This window comes from Sinobaca sp. H24 (assembly GCF_023845525.1).
Genome location: NZ_JALBWT010000005.1, coordinates 69,181 through 88,675 on the forward strand (window position 1 = coordinate 69,181; position 19,495 = coordinate 88,675).

Sequence of the window (19,495 nt, forward strand, 5' to 3'; positions counted from 1 at the left end):
GATCTAATTCCCCATTCTTATCTTACTGTTTTACAGAAAAGCTTCTCTGACAAAAATCATACGGTCAGCGCTTTAAAGCTTGCTGCTCTGCTTATCTTCATTTATTTTTTCATTTCGGATCGTCTGCTTGATTTTGTCGTACAGCTCTTTTGATTTCTCTTTTTCCGCCTGCGGCTGAAACAATTTATACTGATCTCTTTTTAACACTTTCAGCAGATGCTTTTTTTCTTTGGATGTTAGAAGCATGGCAGGACTCCCCCTCGACGTTTTCGCTTTTTTTTATTTTATCACAGCGGGGCTTTTCTTTTTCAGAAAATGCCTGATGCAGATATATAGAAAAAGAGCCCGGAATTGATTCATACCGGGCTCTTCAATAGATTAGTTCTCAGCGTTATTTAAGAGGATGGTGCGTCCTGCAGTGCAAAAGTCAGTTCCGTTTCCGCTACAATCTCGCCATCTACTTTTGCTGTAGCTTTTCCTTTTCCAATCGAGCGGCGGAATCCTTTAATCTCCACTTCCAGCGTAAGCTGGTCACCCGGTTTTACCTGGCGCTTGAAACGGCAGCCGTCAATGCCGGCAAACAAAGCAAGCTTGCCCCGGTTTTCCTCCAGCTTTAAAAGAGCTACAGCCCCTGTCTGGGCCATTGCTTCTACAATAAGAACGCCGGGCATTACCGGATATTCCGGGAAATGCCCGTTAAAAAACTCTTCATTTGCCGTGACATTCTTTACAGCAACCGCTCGTTTGCCGTCTTCGACTTCAATTACTTTATCGATTAAAAGAAATGGATAGCGGTGCGGAATAATGTCTTTGATTTCATCAATAGTTAACATATGTATCTCTCCTTTTTAAGCATAATAAAAACACAGCCTGTTTATAGTATGCCATAAACAAGCTGTGCTATCGACCCGTGACAAAGCGGAGCAGTTCAATCCACGTAACAGGATTCAATACATGCAGAGATTCGCCGTCCCCTAAAATCAGATAGCCGACGATTAATCCTACGAATGCAAGAATAAGTAAGGCAATAAGAAGACCTGTCAGACGTTTCCATAATGGCGGAATAGACTTATCGTCCTTCTCACCATGCGTGGGACCGCTTTCCGGCGCTGTTTTTTCCCGGTGTCTCTGTTCCGTTCTGGTTGCCCCCTGCCTGGGTGTTTTTCCTGGCTTCATCGGTTCCTCTCCCATACTATCCATCCGGCAAGCAAGCCCCGCTGATTAACCGCGTACGCTGTTAATTAATCCCATCATTTGATCTCCCTGCGTAATTGCACGGGCATTAAAGGAATAATTACGCTGTGCCTGAATAAGATTTGTCATTTCCTGGCCCATGTCAACGTTCGACTGTTCCAATGTGTTCTGCTGAAGCAGACCTGATGTTCCCGGTTGCAACTCTATCATATCTTCTTCTGCAACATCAAGCAATGCAGGATCTGGAAGTGTATAAGAATTACCGCCCTGATTTTCCAAAAGCTGTGGTTTGAGTATTCTTGCCAGTTCAATGCTGCCAATTTCTGCCGTTTCCCCATCTTCCAGAACAGCTGTGAGCTGTCCGTTATTAAGCAGCGTGATGTCCCGGGCGCCTGCCGGCATGTTTATTCTCTCTCCGTTCTCTCCGAGTACATATTCTCCCGAACTGTTTACGAGCGTCCATGATCCGGGAGCCTCTGGATTCTCGGACATCTTAAAGTTACCGTCCTTGGAATAACGCCTTTCCGCAGCTCCTCCTGCCGTGTTTTCTACCTGAAAGAAAGAATCTTCGTCTGTAATTGCAAAATCAAGCTCACGGTCCGTCTGTTTTAAAGCGCCCTGTTCGAGGCGAAGAGCCGTTTGGGCAATACCCGCTCCATTTCCCTGACGGATCCCTTCAGGCGTTCTGCGGCCAAGCTGGTTCGCGTTAGGCTGGTTGTTGATCTGCTGAAACAGTAAATCCGAGAACGTGCTCTCTCTTCGTTTATAGCCAATTTGATTGCTGTTGGAGAGATTATTTGTAATGCCATCCATCTGTTTTTGAATTTCTCCCATTGTATTGTATGCAGGCATCATCATTGAATTCATATGTGGTCTCCTTTATTTATGGCTATCCCAGTCTGCCGACTTCATTTACGGCACGCTGCATGCTCTGATCATATGACTGAAGTATTTTTTGGTTGGATTCAAAGTTACGGTAGCTGCTCGTCAGCTCCCCCATGGTCTGCGTAGTATCTACGTTGGAACGCTCAATAAAACCCTGCTGCAGCTGATAATCAGCTCCTGCCTCACCGGCAGGCGGCAGATCTCCATTTTCTGAACGATACAGCCCTGACCCTTCTTTTACGAGATTATCGCTGTTTTCTGCATAAGCTATGGCAATCTGTCCCGCCTGCTCTCCATCTTCGGTTGTGACGATTCCATCCCGGCTCAATGTAAATCGTTCATTTCCTACAGCAATGGGCTGACCATCGGTATCCTGAATATAATGCCCCTGGCTGGTTGTTAAAAATCCTGCCCCATCCACGGCGAAATTACCATTTCGGGAATAGCCGGTTTCTCCATCTTCATTCGTCACTGCAAAATAAATGGAGCTTGGGTCTCCTGCTTCATTTTCGGGCACATTTCCATTTAAAATAGCAACATCCACGGCATTACCGGTTTCCTGCAGATCTCCCTGTACGGTGTTAGCCGTCTTCTCCTGCATGTAAACACCCGTCGCGAGTTCTCCAATCGGATGGGACCCCTGACCGTTTTGTCCTGTTGTATTTTTAGCCTGAAGAAGCATTTCGGGAAATGTCCGGATGGCTCCTTTGTCTTCCTTAAAACCGGGTGTATTGACATTGGATATATTATTGTTGAGCATCTCTGTTTTCCGCTGCTGAGCCATCATTCCGCTTGCTGCACTATAAAACCCTCTTAACATCCGGGCTGCACATCCTTTTTTAGTTTCTTTCCGCTGCTTTTAATTATCTTTATCTCTATATCGGCACAAGTGGAATAATGTGTACTTTTTTTATCCATTTTCCCCTAAAAAAAAACGCCCGGCGCAGAAGCGCCGGGCTTAGTTTTACATATTAACGGTTTTGTACGGAACGAAGTACTGTATTTTCTTCAACTTCCTCCACCTGATTATCTTCTACGCTGACGCGCGTTACGTTTGCCCCAAGCGCCTGCAGCTTCTGATGGAAGTCTACGTATCCTCTATCAAGATGGCGGAGCTCTGTTACAGATGTTTCTCCTTCTGCCACTAATCCGGCAAGAACAAGAGCAGCACCTGCGCGAAGATCTGTTGCTGCAACTTCTGCTCCGGTTAAGTGAGCAGGTCCTGTCACAACAGCTGTTCTGCCTTCTGTCTTAATATCAGCGTTCATGCGGCGGAATTCTTCTGCGTGCATGAAACGATTCTCAAAAACTGTTTCCGTAATGACGGCTGTACCATGAGCCTGTGTAAGCAGGGCCATGAACTGAGCCTGCATATCTGTTGGAAAGCCGGGATGCGGAAGTGTCTTAATATCAGCCGGACGAAGCATATCTGGACCTTTAACAAGCATGCCGTTATCTTCGTCTTCAATGATAACGCCCATTTCTCTCATTTTCGCTACGAGAGGACGGAGGTGCTCGTGAAGAGCTCCTTCTACATACACTTCTCCTCCTGTAATAGCTGCGGCAATCATGAAGGTACCTGCTTCAATACGGTCAGGGATAATTGTGTGTACAGCCCCCTGCATGCTTTCTACGCCTTCAATGCGGATAGTGCCTGTTCCCGCTCCGCGTACTTTACCGCCCATTGCATTAATATAGTTGGCAAGGTCTACAATTTCAGGCTCTTCTGCTACATTTTCCAGAATAGTTGTCCCTTCTGCAAGAGCTGCAGCCATCATAATGTTTTCCGTTGCGCCTACGCTTGGGAAATCCATGTATATACGGGCTCCCTGCAGCCGGCCTTCTACCTTGGCTTCGATATAGCCGTTGCCAATTTCCACAACAGCACCCATCGCTTCGAATCCTTTCAGGTGCTGGTCAATTGGACGGGAGCCAATTGCGCATCCGCCTGGAAGTGCAATATGGGCAAGTCCTTTTCTTGCAAGCATCGGGCCCATAACAAGAAAGGATGCTCTCATTTTGCGCACATATTCAAACGGGGCTTCCGTGCCGATAGATCCACTCGCATCAGCTGTAAAAACCCCATCCTTATAATCAATTGCCGCGTCAATATGGGAAAGGACGCTTTTCATTGTATATACATCGGCTAAAGGCGGTACCTCATAGATCGTGCTTTTTCCCGTTTCTGCAAGCAGTGATGCTGCAATAACAGGTAGAACGGCATTTTTAGCTCCTTCTACTTTCACTGATCCTTTTAAGCGTTTTCCGCCTCTACTAGAATTTTTTCCACCATTTCCCTCCACTATTTAATACATCGTTATTAGTCATTTTTATTATCCAATTGATTATCTTAAGTTAGTTACAGTGACGATTTACAGTTATGCTGCACCGAGCACGTTCCACCTAATATAGTCGGCAGCATGCAGCAAAGGTTACAGATTATTGTTTTTCTTAATTTTTTTAAGCAGGTTTCTCAGCATGAAAGAACCTGTAGATACTCCATGAAAAAAGAGCCTGACTAGATAACTGATAGCTATCGTGACAAATAAATAAAGCAATTTAGCTTTCAAGCCTTCGGGATCTCTCAAAAAGACATCAAAACGAAAGGCCTGCAGGCTCCACCATACTACTATAAGAAAAAGATGTTTACGAGTATATGTAAAACTGCTTCCTGACCGGCTTCCATTAAAAACTCCTTATTGAGGACGGTACAATCCGCACACTATCATAAGCTATCTGCAGATATAAAAGAAGGGTCAAAATTCCTAGTCTTTTCCTTCAAGTTCCATTACTCATTTTCCCTTTCAGTAAAAAACATAAACGGTTCATTGTTTTTTCCTATTATTTTTTATAATCAGGGACAAAAGTTGCACAAAATAAGAAAAATTTAAATAATTCTTTACCTAATGTACCATATTTACAGAAATAGTATATACAATATAACATGTTTTTTAAATTACCTTTACAAAAAGATTACAACAATAGATAGAAAATTACAAATATAGAAAAGAATTGCTGATACTAAAAGGTTTACTTACTCAGCTAACGTATAAAAATAAAAAATGGTTCACTGTTTGGACACAGTGAACCATTTTTTATTTTTGTTTTGCTACTTCAAGCCTGGTATTAGCACGCTTTAAAGCGAGCTGAGCCCGCTTGATATCAATTTCTTCCTGTTTAGCACGGTTTAGTCGCTCTTCTGCTCTTTCTTTTGCTGTCTGCGCACGATCTTTGTCTATTTCTTCCGGGCGCTCTGCTGACTCGGCTAAATAGTTACCGTATCAGGACGCACTTCTACAAAGCCGCCGCTGACCGCTACAAGATCTGTGCCTGATTTGTTTTCACCCGCACAGGGCTTGTTTCCAGTGGCGCAACTAAAGGAATATGGCCTGGCAGTATACCTAGTTCCCCCGTGTGGAACGTACACTGACCAGGTCTGCTTCTCCCTCATAAACTGTGCCGTCAGGAGTAACGATACTGAGATTGGTAGTAGACATCATTTATCCTCCTTCACAGCAGCCTCCATAATTAAGACGATGCTTTTACTTTATCCAGCACAGCTTCAATTGGACCTACTAGACGAAATGCATCTTCAGGCACGTCATCATGTTTTCCATCCAAAATTTCGCGGAATCCTTTGATGGTATCTTTTACCTGGACATAAGATCCTGTCTGGCCGGTAAACTGTTCTGCTACGTGGAAGTTCTGGATAGGAAAAACTGTACACGTCTTGCACGGTGTACGAGCTTATCTTCTTCCGACAGCTCATCCATACCTAGAATAGCAATGATATCCTGCAGTTCTTTATACTTCTGAAGCGTCTGCTGAACTTCCTGCGCCACTTGATAGTGCTCTTCTCCTACGATGTCCGGTGAAAGGGCACGGGACGTGGAAGCAAGCGGATCCACAGCCGGATAAATACCCTGCTCTGTTAATTTACGCTCAAGGTTTGTTGTCGCATCCAAGTGGGCAAACGTTGTAGCCGGAGCCGGGTCTGTATAGTCATCGGCCGGTACATAGATCGCCTGGATAGACGTTACGAACCAGTTTTAGTGGAAGTGATACGTTCCTGCAGCTGGCCCATCTCAGTGGCCAGGGTAGGCTGGTAACCAACCGCTGATGGCATACGTCCCAACAGGGCGGATACTTCAGAACCAGCCTGGGTAAAGCGGTAAATGTTATCGATAAAGAGCAGAACGTCTGCTCCTTCCTTATCACGGAAGTGCTCTGCCATAGTTAAACCTGTTAAGGCTACACGCATACGTGCACCAGGCGGCTCGTTCATCTGACCGAATACCATGGCGGTCTTTTTAATAACCCCGAATCAGTCATTTCAAAATAAAGGTCGTTTCCTTCACGCGTACGCTCACCAACACCGGCAAATACGGAAATACCGCCGTGTTCCTGCGCGATGTTATTGATAAGCTCCTGAATTAGAACCGTTTTACCAACACCGCACCTCCGAACAGGCCGATCTTTCCACCTTTTACGTAAGGGGCAAGCAGGTCAACTACTTTAATTCCGTTTCCAGAATCTCTGCCTGCGTAGACAGTTCATCAAACTTAGGGGGCTGTCTGTGAATAGGGCTTCTGCTTCCAGCACTTTCTTCCAGCTTGTCATCTAAGTCAATGGTGTCGCCAAGTACATTAAACACCCGTCCCAAAGTCTGTTCGCCGACAGGACGGAAATAGGTCCGCCGGTATTTACTACTTCTGTGTCGAACCAATCCATCTGTAGAGCCCATGGAAATGGTACGAACAGAGTTGTCGCCAAGATGCAGCGCTACTTCAAGCGTCACATGCACCTCGGATGTTCCTTCAGCCGTACTTGACTGCGAATAGTCAGTGCGTTATTTAACTCAGGAAGGTGGCCGTCTGGAAAATCTCACAACATCCACAACCGGTCCCATATCTGAGTAATGCGTCCGTTGTTCATTCATTTCCCTCCTCACTGTTACTTTAAAGGCTTTTATTCCAGTGCTGCAGCGCCGCCGACAATCTCGGTTATTTCCTGCGTAACTGCTGCCTGCCTTGCACGGTTGTAAACAATAGTCTGTTCATCGATGATGCCTGTAGCGTTATCTGTTGCTGAGCTCATGCGTCATCCGCGCACCGAACTCACTCGCCTTGGCATCCAGCAATGCCCCATAAATCAAGCTTTCTGCGTACTGGGGCAGAAGCTGTTTCAAGTACTGCCTCTTCGGAAGGCTCGTATTCGTAGGATTGGTTACTTTGATCTTCTTCTGCAAAATCCGTAAGCGGCAGAATTTTTTTCTCCGTAACGTCCTGTTGAATAGGGTTCACGAAATGGTTATACCAGATGTTCAGCTCGTCTATTTCCTGGTCTTTATACATGTCCACGGCAAGCCGTGTAATGTTTTTAATATCTTCAAAACTCGGCTGGTCGGAAAGGCCCGTTACTTCATCAAAAATAGTAATATCTTTTCGTTTCAGAAAGATCCCTGCCGATTCTGCCGATTACAATCACGCCGTACTCTTCTTTTGAAGAGTGACGTTCTTCCACCGTCTGCATAAAATTTCTGAACAAGCTGGCATTATAGCCGCCGGCAAGCCCTGATCGGAAAAAAATCATAATATACGCTGTTTTTTGAACAGGCCGCTCTTCAAGCATAGGATGGGTTGCATCCGTTTTGCTCGCAGCAATACTGGCTACAACCTCTTTTATCTTTCTTGTATAAGGTTCATATGCCTGGGAATGACGCTGGGCACGGTTCAGTTTCGAAGCGGATACCATCTGCATCGCTTTTGTTATCTGCTTTGTTTTTTCACCGAATTAATTCGGTTTTAATGTCACGTAAAGAGGCCATACTATCTCACCACCTTCTTCTTTAGGGTGATTATCTTATATTACTTTGTAGGATTAAATGTACGTTTGAATCCTTCGATTGCACGGTTAAAGTCTTCTTTTTCAGGAAGGTTTCCGGTTTCACGGATACCATCAAGAAGCGCTTTTTCTTCCGCATCGAGGTAGCCATAAGCTCTGATTCAAAGCGCTGGATATCTGTTACGGGTACATCATCAAGATAGCCCTGTGTCAAAGCATAGATAATTGCTACCTGCTTTTTCACGCGGAGCGGCTTATTCAAGTCCTGCTTAAGCATTTCTACGGTACGCGCGCCCCGGTTCAGCTTCGCCTGAGTAGACTCATCAAGATCCGAACCGAACTGGGAGAATGCCTCTAGTTCACGGAAAGCTGCCAGGTCCAGACGGAGCGTACCGGCTACCTTTTTCATTGCTTTAATCTGGGCGGAACCACCTACACGAGATACAGAGATACCCGGGTTAACGGCAGGACGAAACACCGGAATAAAACAGATCGGACTGAAGGAAAATCTGACCGTCCGTGATGGAAATAACGTTAGTTGGAATGTAGGAGGACACGTCGCCTGCCTGCGTCTCAACAAACGGAAGAGCCGTCATGGAACCGGACCCTTTGCATCACTTAATTTTGCAGAACGTTCAAGTAAACGGGAGTGAATATAGAAAAACATCACCCGGGAATGCTTCACGGCCCGGCGGGCGGCGGAGAAGCAGCGAAAGTTCACGATAAGCGGCTGCCTGTTTGGTCAAGTCATCAAATACAACGAGTACATGCTTTCCGTTGTACATGAATTCTTCACCCATGGATACGCCGGCATATGGCGCCAGGTAAAGAAGCGGAGCCGGGTCAGAAGCACCAGCGTTTACAATAATAGTATAATCAAGCGCACCTTTTTGACGGAGCGTTTCCACTACGTTTGCAACTGTTGATTCCTTCTGGCCGATTGCTACGTATATACAAATAATATCTTCTTCTTTTTGGTTGATGATCGTATCAATTGCAATAGAAGTCTTACCAATCTGACGGTCACCGATGATAAGCTCACGCTGGCCGCGGCCGATAGGAATCATGGAGTCAATGGCTTTAATCCCTGTCTGAAGCGGCTCGTGTACGGACCCATAAACACCAGGTGCGGGACTTTCAATTGGCCGTGTTTTCGTCGTCCCGATAGCGCCCTGTCCGTCAACGGCTGGCCTAATGGGTTTACAACGCGTCCAAGAATTTCTTCGCCTACCGGAACTTCCATGATGCGTCCTGTACGCTTTACTTCGTCTCCTTCACGAATGTCGGAGTAGGGTCCTAAAATAATAATACCGATATTTTTCTTCCAGGTTCTGAGCCATGCCATCACTCACGGTAGAGAACTCAAGCAGTTCACCGGCCATTGCGTTTTCCAGGCCGTGAGCACGTGCGATACCATCACCAATCTGAATAACAGTACCAACTTCGCTGCCTGCACATCGGTTTCAAATCCTTCAATCTGCTGCTTAATGAGAGAGCTTATCTCATCTGGTCTGATGCTCATTGTGTTCCCCCCTATCTAAGGTCTTTTCCGGAAATCAGCTGATGTTCCAGACGATTTAGTTGATTTCTTACGCTTCCATCAAAGATAGTGTCTCCAATGCGTATTTTCATACCGCCAATGAGAGATGAATCAATGATGTTTTCAATAAATACAGTATCTTTTCCGACTCTTTTTGCAAACACTTCGGAAATGCGTGTTTTTTCCTGCTCGTTTAACGGCTTTACAGTATATACTTTCGCATAACCGCGCTTCTGCTGGTCATCTGCAAGCTTTTCATACTGTTCAGCGATAAGTACAGTGCAATCAATGCGCCTTTTCTTTAACAAAAGCAGCAGAGTACTGCGTATCATATCGTTTGTTGAAAGAAATACTTCATGAATAGATGCTGCTTTTTTATCCTGGTGACTTTGGGATTTTCCAAAAGTCTACATATGAAGGATTCTGGACAAAGGTTTCTTTCACCACTTGAAGCTCGTTGTTGATTTCTTCAAGCATGCCTTTTTCGCCGGCCAGTTCAAATAAAGCTACGGCATATCTTCTTGCTGCTGCTGGGTTGCTCATAGGTTTCCGCCTGCCTCTTGAAGATATTCTTCAATAAGCTTTTCCTGCTCCGCCTCATCAAGTTCTTTCTCAATGATTTTCGTTGCAATCATAACGGAAAGCGTCGATACCTGCTCTCTTAATTCAGCAATAGCCTGCTCTTTTTCATTCTGGATCTGAGCCATGGCGTTTTCTTTTACCTGTTCGGATTCACGGCGGGACTGTTCTACGATTTCACGGCCCTGCTGCTCCCCTGTTTTCTTGGCTGATTCTATAATGGACTGCGCCTCTTCACGGGCACGGTCTACTTCAAGTTTCTGCTGTTCTAAATATTTCTCTGATTCCAGGCGGTTGTTTTCCGCTGTATCAATATCATCTGCGATCTTTTCTTCCCGCTCCTGCATCATGTTCATCATCGGTCCCCAGGCAAACTTCCGGAGAAGAAGGAGAAGGATAATAAATGTCACAATCGAAAATAAAGGATCTGCTAACGTTAGTGTTTCTGGCATTTCTTTCACTCCTTTCTACATTTATACAAAAGGAATGGCGAAGTATCGATTGAAGGACTTCGCCATTTTTAAACCGGCTTGTATTTGGCCGGCAGTTATTGACCCATTAATATAAAGGCGATAACGATTGCGATAATTGGAAGTGCCTCAACGAGTGCCACACCGATAAACATAAGCGTCTGTAATGTACCTTTTAGTTCCGGCTGACGCGCTACACCGTCAATTGTTCCGCGTACGATCTGTGATACACCAATACCTGCACCTAGTGCGGCTAGTCCTGCCGCGATTCCTGCTGCTAAAGCTCCCATAATAAAATCCTCCTAGTATTATAATTTATATCAAATCTGCTGTTTCCGATATCAAGATTTTAGTGTTCTTCTTCTACTTTATGAGCCAGATACACCATGGTAAGCATTAAAAATACAAAAGCCTGGATGGAACCGATAAACAAGCTGAAGGCCTGCCATGCAATCATCGGCACACTTGCGCCAAGCGCTCCCAGTATACTGGCTCCACCTGCTGCGGCAAGCATTGTAAGCAGAATTTCTTTTGCATACAAGTTACCGAAAAGCCGCATTCCCAATGTAATCGTGTTCGTAAATTCCTCAAGCACTTTAAATGGGAATAAATAAGGGATGGGGCGGAAGAAGTCCTTAACGTACTCTTTACCGCCTCTAATTTTAATTCCGTAATAGTGGCAGAGTACGAGCACCATAATCGCAAAAGTCATTGTAATGATAGGGTCTGCTGTAGGTGACCTCCACCAGACTGTATGCGTTTGTTCTGTAAACAGCATAAAAGGAACACCCAGAAGGTTGGCTACTAAAATAAATAAGAAAATAGTAATTCCTAATCCGAAAAAACGTTCCCCGGTTTTCCAGCTCATCGTGCTGGAAATAATATTTTTAATAAAATCAATGACCCATTCAAATACATTCTGCATTCCCGTCGGCTTCATTTTTATCGATCTCGCACTGATCATTCCTATGATAAATACGATCACGGCCGCTACTGTCAGCATAAGAATATTCGACAGATTCGCATGAAAGCCCGGAATGCCAAACACATCGTAGGCTATCGGAAATTCGTGATCCATGGTTAAATTCACCCCTTTTCCTATAGTTTAGCAAATGACTGTGTTACCCCATCAATCGGACGAAAAAGCAAAAAATAATAAAGAAAAAAGAATGATAAGGTATGGAGTCATTAAACCAGCCGCCAGCGGCACAATGCCAAAGTGTTCCGGAAACTGCAGAAACAGCAGGGCAATAACGACGCCGGCTCCCACTCTCGCAGGCATTCCCAGAGCGAACGCGAGTTTATTTGAACGTTCAAAGTCAGCGGCGGCCTGCGTATCACGGTACATGCTCCATAAGTTAAACAATCCCAGCAGAGATCCAGTAGCCAGGCTCAAGAAAAACAGGCTGTGTGACGTCAGCGCTGCGCATACTGCGTAAATAAAAACGACTGCTGCACTCAGCATAAAATAGCGCTTGTAATTTTCCTGAAAGGAAGACATCTGACCTTCTCCTTCTTTTTTTCAGCAGACGGACTAGTCCGTCACCCTGAATCAAAACGTTAAAATATTGCCGTCCCAAGCATCATAGACTTACTTTAAAAACGAAGATTGATCTGCACGAACCTGCAGATAATAACTATGTACAGCTGCTTAGGAGGGTTCAAAGGAGAAGCTTAAGCATTTGCTTAACTAGATCCTGATTTGAACTCGTCTGTTCATGAACATGAAAACCCTATCATATATCCTTAGTAATCGTACAATAGGGAGAGTTTTCTGTCAATCCATAATGAGGAAAAAAACCTTGCAATATAAGGGTTTGAGCGCCTTTTGGAAATGTGACTATTAGATGACAATTTGATTGTAAATTTATTATTACACTTATGTTGCTTTTCCATGAAATAAAAAAACCGTGTCAAAAAAAGACACGATTTTTAATAATTATTTTGTTCCAAATAGACGGTCTCCGGCATCACCAAGACCCGGAACGATATATCCTTTTTCATTAAGCTTTTCATCAAGCGCCCCAAGGTATATTTCCACTTCCGGATGAGCCTCCTGAACGGCCGCTACTCCTTCGGGAGCTGCCACAAGACACATAAGCTTCATATTCTTAGCACCGCGTTTTTTAAGACTGTTCAACGCTTCAACTGCTGAACCGCCTGTCGCAAGCATTGGGTCGATTACGATAAACTCACGCTCTTCTACGTCGCTTGGAAGCTTCACGTAGTACTCAATCGGTTTCAGCGTTTTAGGATCACGATACAAACCAACATGGCCTACTTTTGCAGCCGGGATAAGAGATAAAATACCGTCGGACATGCCAAGACCTGCTCTTAAAATCGGCACAATTCCAAGCTTTTTACCAGCAAGTGTATGTCCTTTTGCCGGGCCGACCGGCGTTTCCACGGTTACTTCCTGCAGCTGGAGATCTCGTGTGATTTCAAAAGCCATCAGCATCGAAACTTCCTCCACCAGCTCCCTGAATTCTTTGGTTCCCGTAGAAACATCGCGGATAAATGTTAATTTATGCTGGATTAATGGATGATTTAAAACGTGTACTTTTGACATACATGCAGCTCCTCTTTTATATAATCGAATAGAATGAACGGTCACCTGTGATCAGCGTTTTATCTGCGCACACTTCTTTTGAAATTCTACCGAATAATTACCCCGCAATCAAGGTTTCCGGAAAAATAGCAATGATTCAGATAAATAAAGACCCTGTCTTTTCATAAAAAAACCGCAGCCTGTATCCGGCCGCGGTTTTAAAAATTTTATTCTAGAGATTCGGGTACATTGGGAATTGTGCTGTTAACTGATCTACTCGATCAGCAGCTTCCTTCAGCTTTTCTTCGTTTTCTGTATTTTTCAGAACAAGAGCGATGATTTTTCCAAGCTCATCCATTTCTGCTTCCTTGAATCCTCTTGTCGTTACTGCAGAGGTTCCCAGACGGATTCCACTCGTCACAAAAGGCTTTTCCGGATCATATGGAATCGCGTTTTTGTTCGTAGTCAAACCGGCTTCGTCCAAGGCCTTCTCGGCCACTTTTCCTGTGATACCGATCCTGCGGAGATCGAGAAGAAGAAGATGGTTATCAGTACCTCCGGATACAAGGTCAATACCTTCGTTTACAAGGGATTCTCCCAAACGAACCGCGTTGACAATAATCTGCTTGGAATACTCCACAAATTCAGGCTCCAGCGCTTCACCGAAAGCTACTGCTTTTGCTGCAATTACGTGCATAAGCGGACCACCCTGCATACCTGGGAATACCGTCTTATCGATCTTTTTAGCAAAACGCTCTTCGCAGAGAATGAGTCCACCGCGGGGCCCGCGAAGCGTTTTGTGCGTAGTTGTTGTAACAAAATGCGCATGCGGTACCGGGTTCTGGTGCTGTCCTGCTGCAACCAGCCCTGCAATATGCGCCATGTCAACCATAAGGTAAGCATCTACTTCATCTGCGATTTCACGGAATTTCTTAAAATCTATTTCGCGCGGGTAGGCGCTTGCTCCGGCTACAATAAGCTTTGGCTTATGCTCTAATGCCGCTTTTCTGACTTCTTCATAATCAATGACCTGATTATCTTCTGTCACACCATATTCTACGAAATTGTACTGAATTCCGCTGAAGTTTACAGGGCTTCCATGAGTTAAGTGACCGCCGTGGGACAAATTCATGCCAAGTACTGTATCTCCGTGCTCTAATATAGTGAAATACACTGCCATGTTAGCCTGGGCACCGGAATGCGGCTGTACGTTAGCATGTTCCGCATTGAAAATTTCCTTCGCGCGGTCACGTGCAAGATCCTCTACCGTATCAACGTGCTCACATCCACCGTAGAATCTTTTGCCTGGATAACCTTCTGCATATTTGTTTGTAAGAACAGATCCCTGAGCTTCCATAACTGCTTCACTCGTAAAGTTTTCTGAAGCGATCAGCTCAATTTTATCACGCTGGCGCTGCAGTTCTTTTTCCATTGCTTCAAATACTGCAGCATCTTTTTTCTTAACCGTTTCTAACATTTGTAGTGCTCCCTTCTCTCTAAACCATTTTTATTATTCGTTATTTGACTGATTTTCTGAATATCCGAAGCCATTATAACATTTAAATTCATCTATTTCCGTACTTTATAAATAAAATGTTAAAAAATATTAAGTTTTATTTCAGTGAATATCTTGCACGCTCTCCGCCGATTAACTTGGGTCTTGAGACTGCCATAGTAACATGAGCCGAACCAATAGCATCAATAGACGTTCTGACGGGAACCGCTACATGTTTCATATGCATGCCGATAAACGTATCACCAATGTCAATTCCCGCGTCTGCTTGAATATGCTCTACTACTACCGGGTCTTTCATTTTCCGGTAGGCTCTCGAAGCCATTGCCCCTCCGGCACGCGGATGAGGAACGGCGCTTACCGGATCCAGGTGAAACCGGTCCGCGGTTTCCCGCTCTATCGTTATGGCTCTATTAATGTGCTCACAGCCTTGAAAAGCCAGATGCACACCTGTTTTATCCCGAAAAGAAGCAAACTCCTGAAACAGCTCTTCTGCCACTTCTTCTGAGCCGGCAGAACCAATATTTCTGCCGATCACTTCGCTCGTACTGGCTCCAATAATTAGAACGTCCCGGTGATCAAGGGCTTTTTTTTCATACAAAGCATCTAAAAATACAGTGAGGGATTCTCTCCAGTGAGCTGCGTTTTCCATGCCTTTCACCTCAATTAGTTTTCGATTGCCGATACTTTCTCGATCCGCTTTTCGTGTCTTCCGCCTTCGAATTCTGTATCAAGCCATGTTTCTGCAATTTCAAGGGCAAGTCCCGGGCCTATGACTCTTTCTCCCATGGCCAGCACGTTGCTGTCATTATGGGCGCGTGTCGCTTTTGCACTGAACAAATCATGAACGAGGGCGCAGCGGATACCTTTAACTTTATTTGCGGCAATGGACATCCCAATACCTGTCCCGCAGATTAAGATGCCCCGGTCCGCTTCTCCTGCTGCTACTTTTTCCGCTACAGGAACAGCGTAGTCGGCATAATCCACTGAATCCGCGCAGTCGCAGCCTACATCTTCTATTTCTACACCTTTTTTGGAAAGCATCGTCTTAATTTCCTCTTTTAAATTATATCCTCCGTGATCTGATCCAATTGCTACTTTCATTCCCAGCACTCTCCTTGATTATACTTGTTACAAATTTTTTATTTTTGGTATAGCGTGATCCATCAGACGCTCAATCTCTGCAGCTGTCTGCCTGTATACGTCAGTGTCTGCACCGATTGGATCCATAATATCCCGCCCCTTATCATCCAGGGCGAATTCATGAAGAGTATATATTCGGTCTGCTGCGTAGGGATACATAGACGCCGCTGCCTGTTTATGAGAAACGGTCATGGTCAGAACAATATCCGCCCAGTCAATCATCTCCTTTGTTAAAAGGTTCGATGTTTCCTGATAGGAAATATTTTTTCTTTTAATACTTCCAGCGTTTCCACGGAAGGCGGAACACCATCTGCTGCATATACCCCGGCAGACTTCACTTCAATCTCTTCCTCATTTTTATGAAGAAGCAGGGCTTCTGCCAGAGGGCTTCTGCATGTATTTCCTGTGCATACAAATAAGACATGCTTCATTACGCAGCCATTCCTTTCTGCTGATCTTTCACTAAAGCTTGCTTCTATTTTATCACAGATTCTTTTTGCCCCGTACCTTCACGGCTTCATTCAGCCGCCGGCTCCTCTGCTGCTTTTTTAAGTCTGTTCATCAGCGCGGCTCCCATTTCTGTTTCTTCAAATACAGGACAGAAAAGAACATCAAGCTGGTGCTCGTCAGCTTCCCTCAACGCGCTGTAAAGTCTGGAGGAAAATACCTCCGGGGTGTGGACCGATCCCATATCCAGACAGAAATCGGCTTCTTCTGCCAGAGCTTTATAGCTTTCACTACCTGACAAAACCCCCGTCTTTTTCCCCTGTTTGCGGGCGAGGCGCACTTCATTCATTATCCGGGATTCTTCTATTAAAAAAAGAGGCGTGTCCGGCGCATAATGACGGTATTTTGTTCCAGGTGATTTAGGGGCCTCCTGACTGCTTCCCGCTTCATTTCTTACGGGGGTGTCCGGCAGCAGCTTTTCTATCTGCTCTTTCGTAATGCCCCCCGGACGCAGAATCCAGCATACGCCATCTTTCCATTCTACAACTGTTGACTCCAGCCCATATCCGGTTTCTCCTCCATCGACCACTCCGGCAATTCTACGATTGAGATCAAAACGTTACATGGGACGCTTTCGTCGGACTCGGCCTGCCGGATAAATTGGCACTCGGTGCAGCAAGTGCTTTTCCCGATGCTTTGATTAATGCAAGCGCCACGGGATGGTCCGGCATGCGGAACAGCCAGCGTGTCCAGCCCCGCCGTGACATTGGCAGATACCGGAAAACTGCCGTGCAGGACAATAGTCAGCGGACCCGGCCAAAATGCTTTCATCAATCGGCGTTCGACATCGTCCACCTGGACGTTTAAGTTATCCAGATGTGGATAATCTGCAATATGAACGATAAGCGGGTTATCCCCAGGCCTTCCTTTGGCAGCAAATATTTTATCCACTGCTTCTCTGCTGGAAGCATCCGCACCTAGTCCATACACTGTCTCCGTAGGAAAAGCCACTACTTCTCCTCGTTTGATATAGTCGGCAGCTTCTACAATGGATGGGTCGGACGGAAGTGTTTTTTTATTTTTATCCACAGTCCAGATCTTTGTATGTGTATAACTCAACTTTTCACCCTCATTTCTACTTAAAGAAAATCACTGATTTTTAAGGTTTTTATTAACGGATAACAAAAATAAAAAAGTTATCCACAGTAATATCTTAATAAGTGGATAACTGCTTGTATATAACTTTTACTTTTTTTCTACAAAAATCATTCGGTCTCTTTTATTGATATCCTGTTTCAGCCATACGTGCTCGTCCGGAAAAGCCTGCTTAAAAATAGCCAGCGCTCCCTCTCCCTGATCCATTCCAATCTCAAAAGCAGCAAGGCCGGGACGATTGAGAAGTGCCGGAATATCTTCCGCCAGCTTTCTGTAGCAGAAAAGCCCGTCAGCATCTTTTCCGACAAGAGCAGTTCTCGGCTCAAAGTCTTTTACAATGTCATCCAGCAGTTCCCACTGATCGAGCGGAATGTAAGGAGGATTGGACACAATAACATCAAACAGTCGGCCTTCTATCGGGCGGGCCAGATCTCCTTTAATAAACTCCACGGCTGCACCCAGCATGCGGGCATTCTGCTCAGCTTTCTGCAGCGCCTCGTCCATTAAATCTGTTGCCGTCATTTCTATGCCGTCTGCTTCCAGCGCTATCGTTACGGCCAGAGCTCCGCTCCCTGTTCCAATATCCACCCCGCGCCGGATCATTCCCGGTTCCTGCCTGCCCAGCCATTGAATCACTTCATATGCCAGTTCTTCCGTTTCCGGCCTTGGAATAAGCACATGTTCATTAACAGAAAACATTCTGCCATAAAAGGCACCTTCTCCTGTAATGTGCTGTACCGGCACACCTGACACATGAGTGGCTACATCCGCCTGAAACGCCTTCCATACATCGTCTGTAAGCTTTTCGCCCCGGTCAAGATGAAGAGAAGTCTGATCTTCATTCATCCTGGAGGAGAGAAGCCATACAGCTGCCTGCGGCTCACGGCCATGTTCACCTAAAAAAGAAGAAGCCCAGTTAAGGGCCTCATATACGTAGGGTATGTTCATTATCTTTCGCTTGCTCTTTCCATCATTTCCGCCTGTTCTTCTACTACCAGCGGATCAATAATTTCATCGAGTTCGCCGGCCAGAATCTGATCCAGCTTTTGAAGCGTTAAGCCGATACGGTGATCGGTGACTCTGCTCTGCGGAAAATTATACGTTCTGATCCGTTCAGAACGATCTCCTGTACCTACGGCAGATTTTCTTGTTTCATCATACTCCGCCTGCGCTTCACGCTGGAATTTATCATAAATACGCGCCCGCAGAACTTTCATTGCTTTTTCTTTGTTTTTAATCTGGGATTTTTCATCCTGACAGGAAACTACTACGCCGGTAGGTTCGTGCGTCAGACGGACGGCCGACATCGTCGTGTTAACGCTCTGTCCGCCGGGTCCGCTTGATGTAAAGGTGTCCACGCGGATATCCTTATCGTGGATGTCGACCTCTACTTCTTCTGCTTCTGCAAGGATAGCTACCGTAGCCGTAGACGTATGAATGCGTCCACCGGATTCGGTGCTTGGCACCCTCTGCACCCGGTGGGCCCCATTTTCATATTTCAGCCTGGAATAAGCACCGCTTCCGTTTACGATGAAAATAATTTCTTTATAGCCGCCCACATCGCTGGTGCTTGATTCAATTATTTCTGTTTTCCAATTCATTTTTTCAGCGTAGCGTGAATACATTTTAAATAAATCACACGGCAAATAAGGCAGCTTCGTCGCCGCCGGCCGCTCCGCGGATTTCTACGATGACGTTTTTATCGTCATTGGGATCTTTTGGCAGAAGCATGACGTGAAGTTTTTCTTCAAGAGCCGTTTGTCTTTCTATCAGCTCTTCTATTTCCATCTTCACCATGTCTTCCATTTCTTTGTCCATTGCTTCCTGCTGCATGGACTTGGCTTCTTTAAGCTCTTCCGTCACTGTTTTGTATTCTCTATATACTTCCACCGTTTTGGAAAGATCAGCCTGCTCTTTTGAATATTCTCTTAGTTTCTTTGTATCACTGATAACGTCCGGATCACTGAGTAACTCATTTAAATGATTATATCTGTCCTCTACCGTTTGTAATCGATCTATCACAAACTTCACCTCTTTATACTATTGCATAGCTTAATAATTATAGTATACGCCATATCGGCAGTCAAAGCATCCTTCATTCCAATATTTCAGACGGGCCTCTTTCTCGTTTTTTTCATCTTAAGAAAGGGAAAAGAACCTGACAGCTTATTAATTAC

At 45.1% G+C, this 19,495-nt stretch carries 21 protein-coding genes and 8 pseudogenes; all 29 read right to left on the reverse strand.

Going from position 1 to position 19,495, the window contains the following annotated elements; all coding sequences use genetic code 11:
- Positions 1-72: 72 nt before the first annotated feature.
- The 29 genes and pseudogenes from MMY81_RS09055 to prfA all read right to left on the reverse strand — a co-directional run bounded on the left by MMY81_RS09055 (position 73) and on the right by prfA (position 19,340).
- Positions 73-246, reverse strand: coding sequence for a hypothetical protein (locus MMY81_RS09055; protein ID WP_252312583.1), 174 nt, complete (start codon positions 244-246; stop codon positions 73-75).
- 149 nt (positions 247-395) lie between these two features.
- Positions 396-833, reverse strand: a complete 438-nt coding sequence (gene fabZ, locus MMY81_RS09060; RefSeq protein ID WP_252312584.1) for a 3-hydroxyacyl-ACP dehydratase FabZ — start codon at positions 831-833, stop codon at positions 396-398.
- Positions 834-900: 67 nt separating this feature from the next.
- A complete protein-coding gene (locus MMY81_RS09065; RefSeq protein WP_252312585.1) occupies positions 901-1,176 on the reverse strand; it encodes a DNA-directed RNA polymerase subunit beta in 276 nt (91 codons plus the stop codon).
- Positions 1,177-1,221: 45 nt separating this feature from the next.
- On the reverse strand, positions 1,222-2,061 hold the full coding sequence (locus MMY81_RS09070; protein ID WP_252312586.1) for a flagellar hook-basal body protein: 840 nt from the start codon (positions 2,059-2,061) through the stop codon (positions 1,222-1,224).
- 22 nt (positions 2,062-2,083) lie between these two features.
- The gene (locus MMY81_RS09075) at positions 2,084-2,899 is read right to left on the reverse strand and encodes a flagellar hook-basal body protein (protein WP_252312587.1); all 816 of its coding nucleotides are present in this window, start codon (positions 2,897-2,899) and stop codon (positions 2,084-2,086) included.
- 151 nt (positions 2,900-3,050) lie between these two features.
- Positions 3,051-4,382 (reverse strand): UDP-N-acetylglucosamine 1-carboxyvinyltransferase, encoded by a 1,332-nt coding sequence (gene murA, locus MMY81_RS09080; RefSeq protein WP_252312588.1) that lies wholly within the window; start codon positions 4,380-4,382, stop codon positions 3,051-3,053.
- Between the two features lie 129 nt (positions 4,383-4,511).
- On the reverse strand, positions 4,512-4,667 hold the full coding sequence (locus MMY81_RS09085) for a DUF1146 domain-containing protein (protein WP_252312589.1): 156 nt from the start codon (positions 4,665-4,667) through the stop codon (positions 4,512-4,514).
- A gap of 507 nt (positions 4,668-5,174) precedes the next feature.
- Positions 5,175-5,576 (reverse strand): annotated as a pseudogene (locus tag MMY81_RS09090) (F0F1 ATP synthase subunit epsilon).
- A gap of 195 nt (positions 5,577-5,771) precedes the next feature.
- A complete protein-coding gene (locus tag MMY81_RS35080; RefSeq protein ID WP_374561622.1) occupies positions 5,772-6,110 on the reverse strand; it encodes an ATP synthase beta subunit C-terminal domain-containing protein in 339 nt (112 codons plus the stop codon).
- A gap of 5 nt (positions 6,111-6,115) precedes the next feature.
- Positions 6,116-6,513, reverse strand: a pseudogene (locus MMY81_RS35085) (hypothetical protein).
- A 76-nt stretch (positions 6,514-6,589) separates the two neighbouring features.
- Positions 6,590-6,883, reverse strand: a complete 294-nt coding sequence (locus tag MMY81_RS35090; RefSeq protein WP_374561587.1) for a hypothetical protein — start codon at positions 6,881-6,883, stop codon at positions 6,590-6,592.
- A gap of 164 nt (positions 6,884-7,047) precedes the next feature.
- Positions 7,048-7,906, reverse strand: a pseudogene (atpG, locus tag MMY81_RS09100) (ATP synthase F1 subunit gamma).
- Between the two features lie 30 nt (positions 7,907-7,936).
- The gene (locus MMY81_RS09105) at positions 7,937-8,401 is read right to left on the reverse strand and encodes a F0F1 ATP synthase subunit alpha (protein ID WP_252312590.1); all 465 of its coding nucleotides are present in this window, start codon (positions 8,399-8,401) and stop codon (positions 7,937-7,939) included.
- A pseudogene (locus tag MMY81_RS09110) lies at positions 8,382-8,990 on the reverse strand (hypothetical protein). The gene MMY81_RS09105 and the pseudogene MMY81_RS09110 overlap by 20 nt, the downstream one beginning before the upstream one ends.
- Positions 8,991-9,197: 207 nt before the next feature.
- A complete protein-coding gene (locus MMY81_RS09115; RefSeq protein ID WP_308215293.1) occupies positions 9,198-9,335 on the reverse strand; it encodes a hypothetical protein in 138 nt (45 codons plus the stop codon).
- Positions 9,272-9,445, reverse strand: a complete 174-nt coding sequence (locus MMY81_RS09120) for a hypothetical protein (protein WP_252312591.1) — start codon at positions 9,443-9,445, stop codon at positions 9,272-9,274. The genes MMY81_RS09115 and MMY81_RS09120 overlap by 64 nt, the downstream gene beginning before the upstream one ends.
- A gap of 11 nt (positions 9,446-9,456) precedes the next feature.
- Positions 9,457-10,006, reverse strand: a pseudogene (locus MMY81_RS35095) (F0F1 ATP synthase subunit delta).
- The gene (atpF, locus tag MMY81_RS09135; RefSeq protein ID WP_252312594.1) at positions 10,003-10,494 is read right to left on the reverse strand and encodes a F0F1 ATP synthase subunit B; all 492 of its coding nucleotides are present in this window, start codon (positions 10,492-10,494) and stop codon (positions 10,003-10,005) included. The pseudogene MMY81_RS35095 and the gene atpF overlap by 4 nt, the downstream one beginning before the upstream one ends.
- A 95-nt stretch (positions 10,495-10,589) precedes the next feature.
- Positions 10,590-10,802 carry a F0F1 ATP synthase subunit C gene (gene atpE, locus MMY81_RS09140; RefSeq protein WP_120191508.1) on the reverse strand — a complete coding sequence of 71 codons (213 nt, stop codon included), beginning with the start codon at positions 10,800-10,802 and terminating at the stop codon, positions 10,590-10,592.
- Positions 10,803-10,861: 59 nt separating this feature from the next.
- Entirely contained in the window at positions 10,862-11,590 is a 729-nt protein-coding gene (gene atpB, locus MMY81_RS09145; RefSeq protein WP_120191507.1) for a F0F1 ATP synthase subunit A, read from the reverse strand.
- Between the two features lie 51 nt (positions 11,591-11,641).
- Positions 11,642-12,013 (reverse strand): ATP synthase subunit I, encoded by a 372-nt coding sequence (locus tag MMY81_RS09150; protein ID WP_120191506.1) that lies wholly within the window; start codon positions 12,011-12,013, stop codon positions 11,642-11,644.
- Positions 12,014-12,451: 438 nt separating this feature from the next.
- Positions 12,452-13,081, reverse strand: a complete 630-nt coding sequence (gene upp, locus MMY81_RS09155) for a uracil phosphoribosyltransferase (RefSeq protein ID WP_120191505.1) — start codon at positions 13,079-13,081, stop codon at positions 12,452-12,454.
- A 211-nt stretch (positions 13,082-13,292) separates the two neighbouring features.
- Positions 13,293-14,537: a serine hydroxymethyltransferase gene (locus MMY81_RS09160; RefSeq protein WP_252312595.1), complete on the reverse strand. Its 1,245-nt coding sequence runs from the start codon at positions 14,535-14,537 to the stop codon at positions 13,293-13,295.
- 136 nt (positions 14,538-14,673) lie between these two features.
- Positions 14,674-15,225 carry a TIGR01440 family protein gene (locus tag MMY81_RS09165; protein WP_252312596.1) on the reverse strand — a complete coding sequence of 184 codons (552 nt, stop codon included), beginning with the start codon at positions 15,223-15,225 and terminating at the stop codon, positions 14,674-14,676.
- A 14-nt stretch (positions 15,226-15,239) separates the two neighbouring features.
- Positions 15,240-15,677: a ribose 5-phosphate isomerase B gene (gene rpiB / locus MMY81_RS09170; protein ID WP_120191502.1), complete on the reverse strand. Its 438-nt coding sequence runs from the start codon at positions 15,675-15,677 to the stop codon at positions 15,240-15,242.
- Between the two features lie 27 nt (positions 15,678-15,704).
- Positions 15,705-16,147: pseudogene (locus MMY81_RS35100) on the reverse strand (low molecular weight protein arginine phosphatase).
- A gap of 86 nt (positions 16,148-16,233) precedes the next feature.
- Positions 16,234-17,261 (reverse strand): annotated as a pseudogene (locus MMY81_RS35105) (L-threonylcarbamoyladenylate synthase).
- Between the two features lie 147 nt (positions 17,262-17,408).
- Positions 17,409-18,266, reverse strand: a complete 858-nt coding sequence (prmC, locus tag MMY81_RS09190; RefSeq protein ID WP_252312599.1) for a peptide chain release factor N(5)-glutamine methyltransferase — start codon at positions 18,264-18,266, stop codon at positions 17,409-17,411.
- Positions 18,266-19,340: pseudogene (gene prfA, locus MMY81_RS09195) on the reverse strand (peptide chain release factor 1). The gene prmC and the pseudogene prfA overlap by 1 nt, the downstream one beginning before the upstream one ends.
- Positions 19,341-19,495: the final 155 nt, after the last annotated feature.

Bases quoted from the DNA above. Each gene is read 5' to 3' on its own strand.
- MMY81_RS09055 (WP_252312583.1), bottom strand. From the start codon at position 246: ATGCTTCTAACATCCAAAGAAAAAAAGCATCTGCTGAAAGTGTTAAAA.
- fabZ (WP_252312584.1), bottom strand. From the start codon at position 833: ATGTTAACTATTGATGAAATCAAAGACATTATTCCGCACCGCTATCCA.
- MMY81_RS09065 (WP_252312585.1), bottom strand. From the start codon at position 1,176: ATGAAGCCAGGAAAAACACCCAGGCAGGGGGCAACCAGAACGGAACAG.
- MMY81_RS09070 (WP_252312586.1), bottom strand. From the start codon at position 2,061: ATGAATTCAATGATGATGCCTGCATACAATACAATGGGAGAAATTCAA.
- MMY81_RS09075 (WP_252312587.1), bottom strand. From the start codon at position 2,899: ATGTTAAGAGGGTTTTATAGTGCAGCAAGCGGAATGATGGCTCAGCAG.
- MMY81_RS09120 (WP_252312591.1), bottom strand. From the start codon at position 9,445: ATGAGCATCAGACCAGATGAGATAAGCTCTCTCATTAAGCAGCAGATT.
- atpF (WP_252312594.1), bottom strand. From the start codon at position 10,494: ATGCCAGAAACACTAACGTTAGCAGATCCTTTATTTTCGATTGTGACA.
- atpE (WP_120191508.1), bottom strand. From the start codon at position 10,802: ATGGGAGCTTTAGCAGCAGGAATCGCGGCAGGACTAGCCGCACTAGGT.
- atpB (WP_120191507.1), bottom strand. From the start codon at position 11,590: ATGGATCACGAATTTCCGATAGCCTACGATGTGTTTGGCATTCCGGGC.
- MMY81_RS09150 (WP_120191506.1), bottom strand. From the start codon at position 12,013: ATGTCTTCCTTTCAGGAAAATTACAAGCGCTATTTTATGCTGAGTGCA.
- upp (WP_120191505.1), bottom strand. From the start codon at position 13,081: ATGTCAAAAGTACACGTTTTAAATCATCCATTAATCCAGCATAAATTA.
- MMY81_RS09160 (WP_252312595.1), bottom strand. From the start codon at position 14,537: ATGTTAGAAACGGTTAAGAAAAAAGATGCTGCAGTATTTGAAGCAATG.
- MMY81_RS09165 (WP_252312596.1), bottom strand. From the start codon at position 15,225: ATGGAAAACGCAGCTCACTGGAGAGAATCCCTCACTGTATTTTTAGAT.
- rpiB (WP_120191502.1), bottom strand. From the start codon at position 15,677: ATGAAAGTAGCAATTGGATCAGATCACGGAGGATATAATTTAAAAGAG.
- prmC (WP_252312599.1), bottom strand. From the start codon at position 18,266: ATGAACATACCCTACGTATATGAGGCCCTTAACTGGGCTTCTTCTTTT.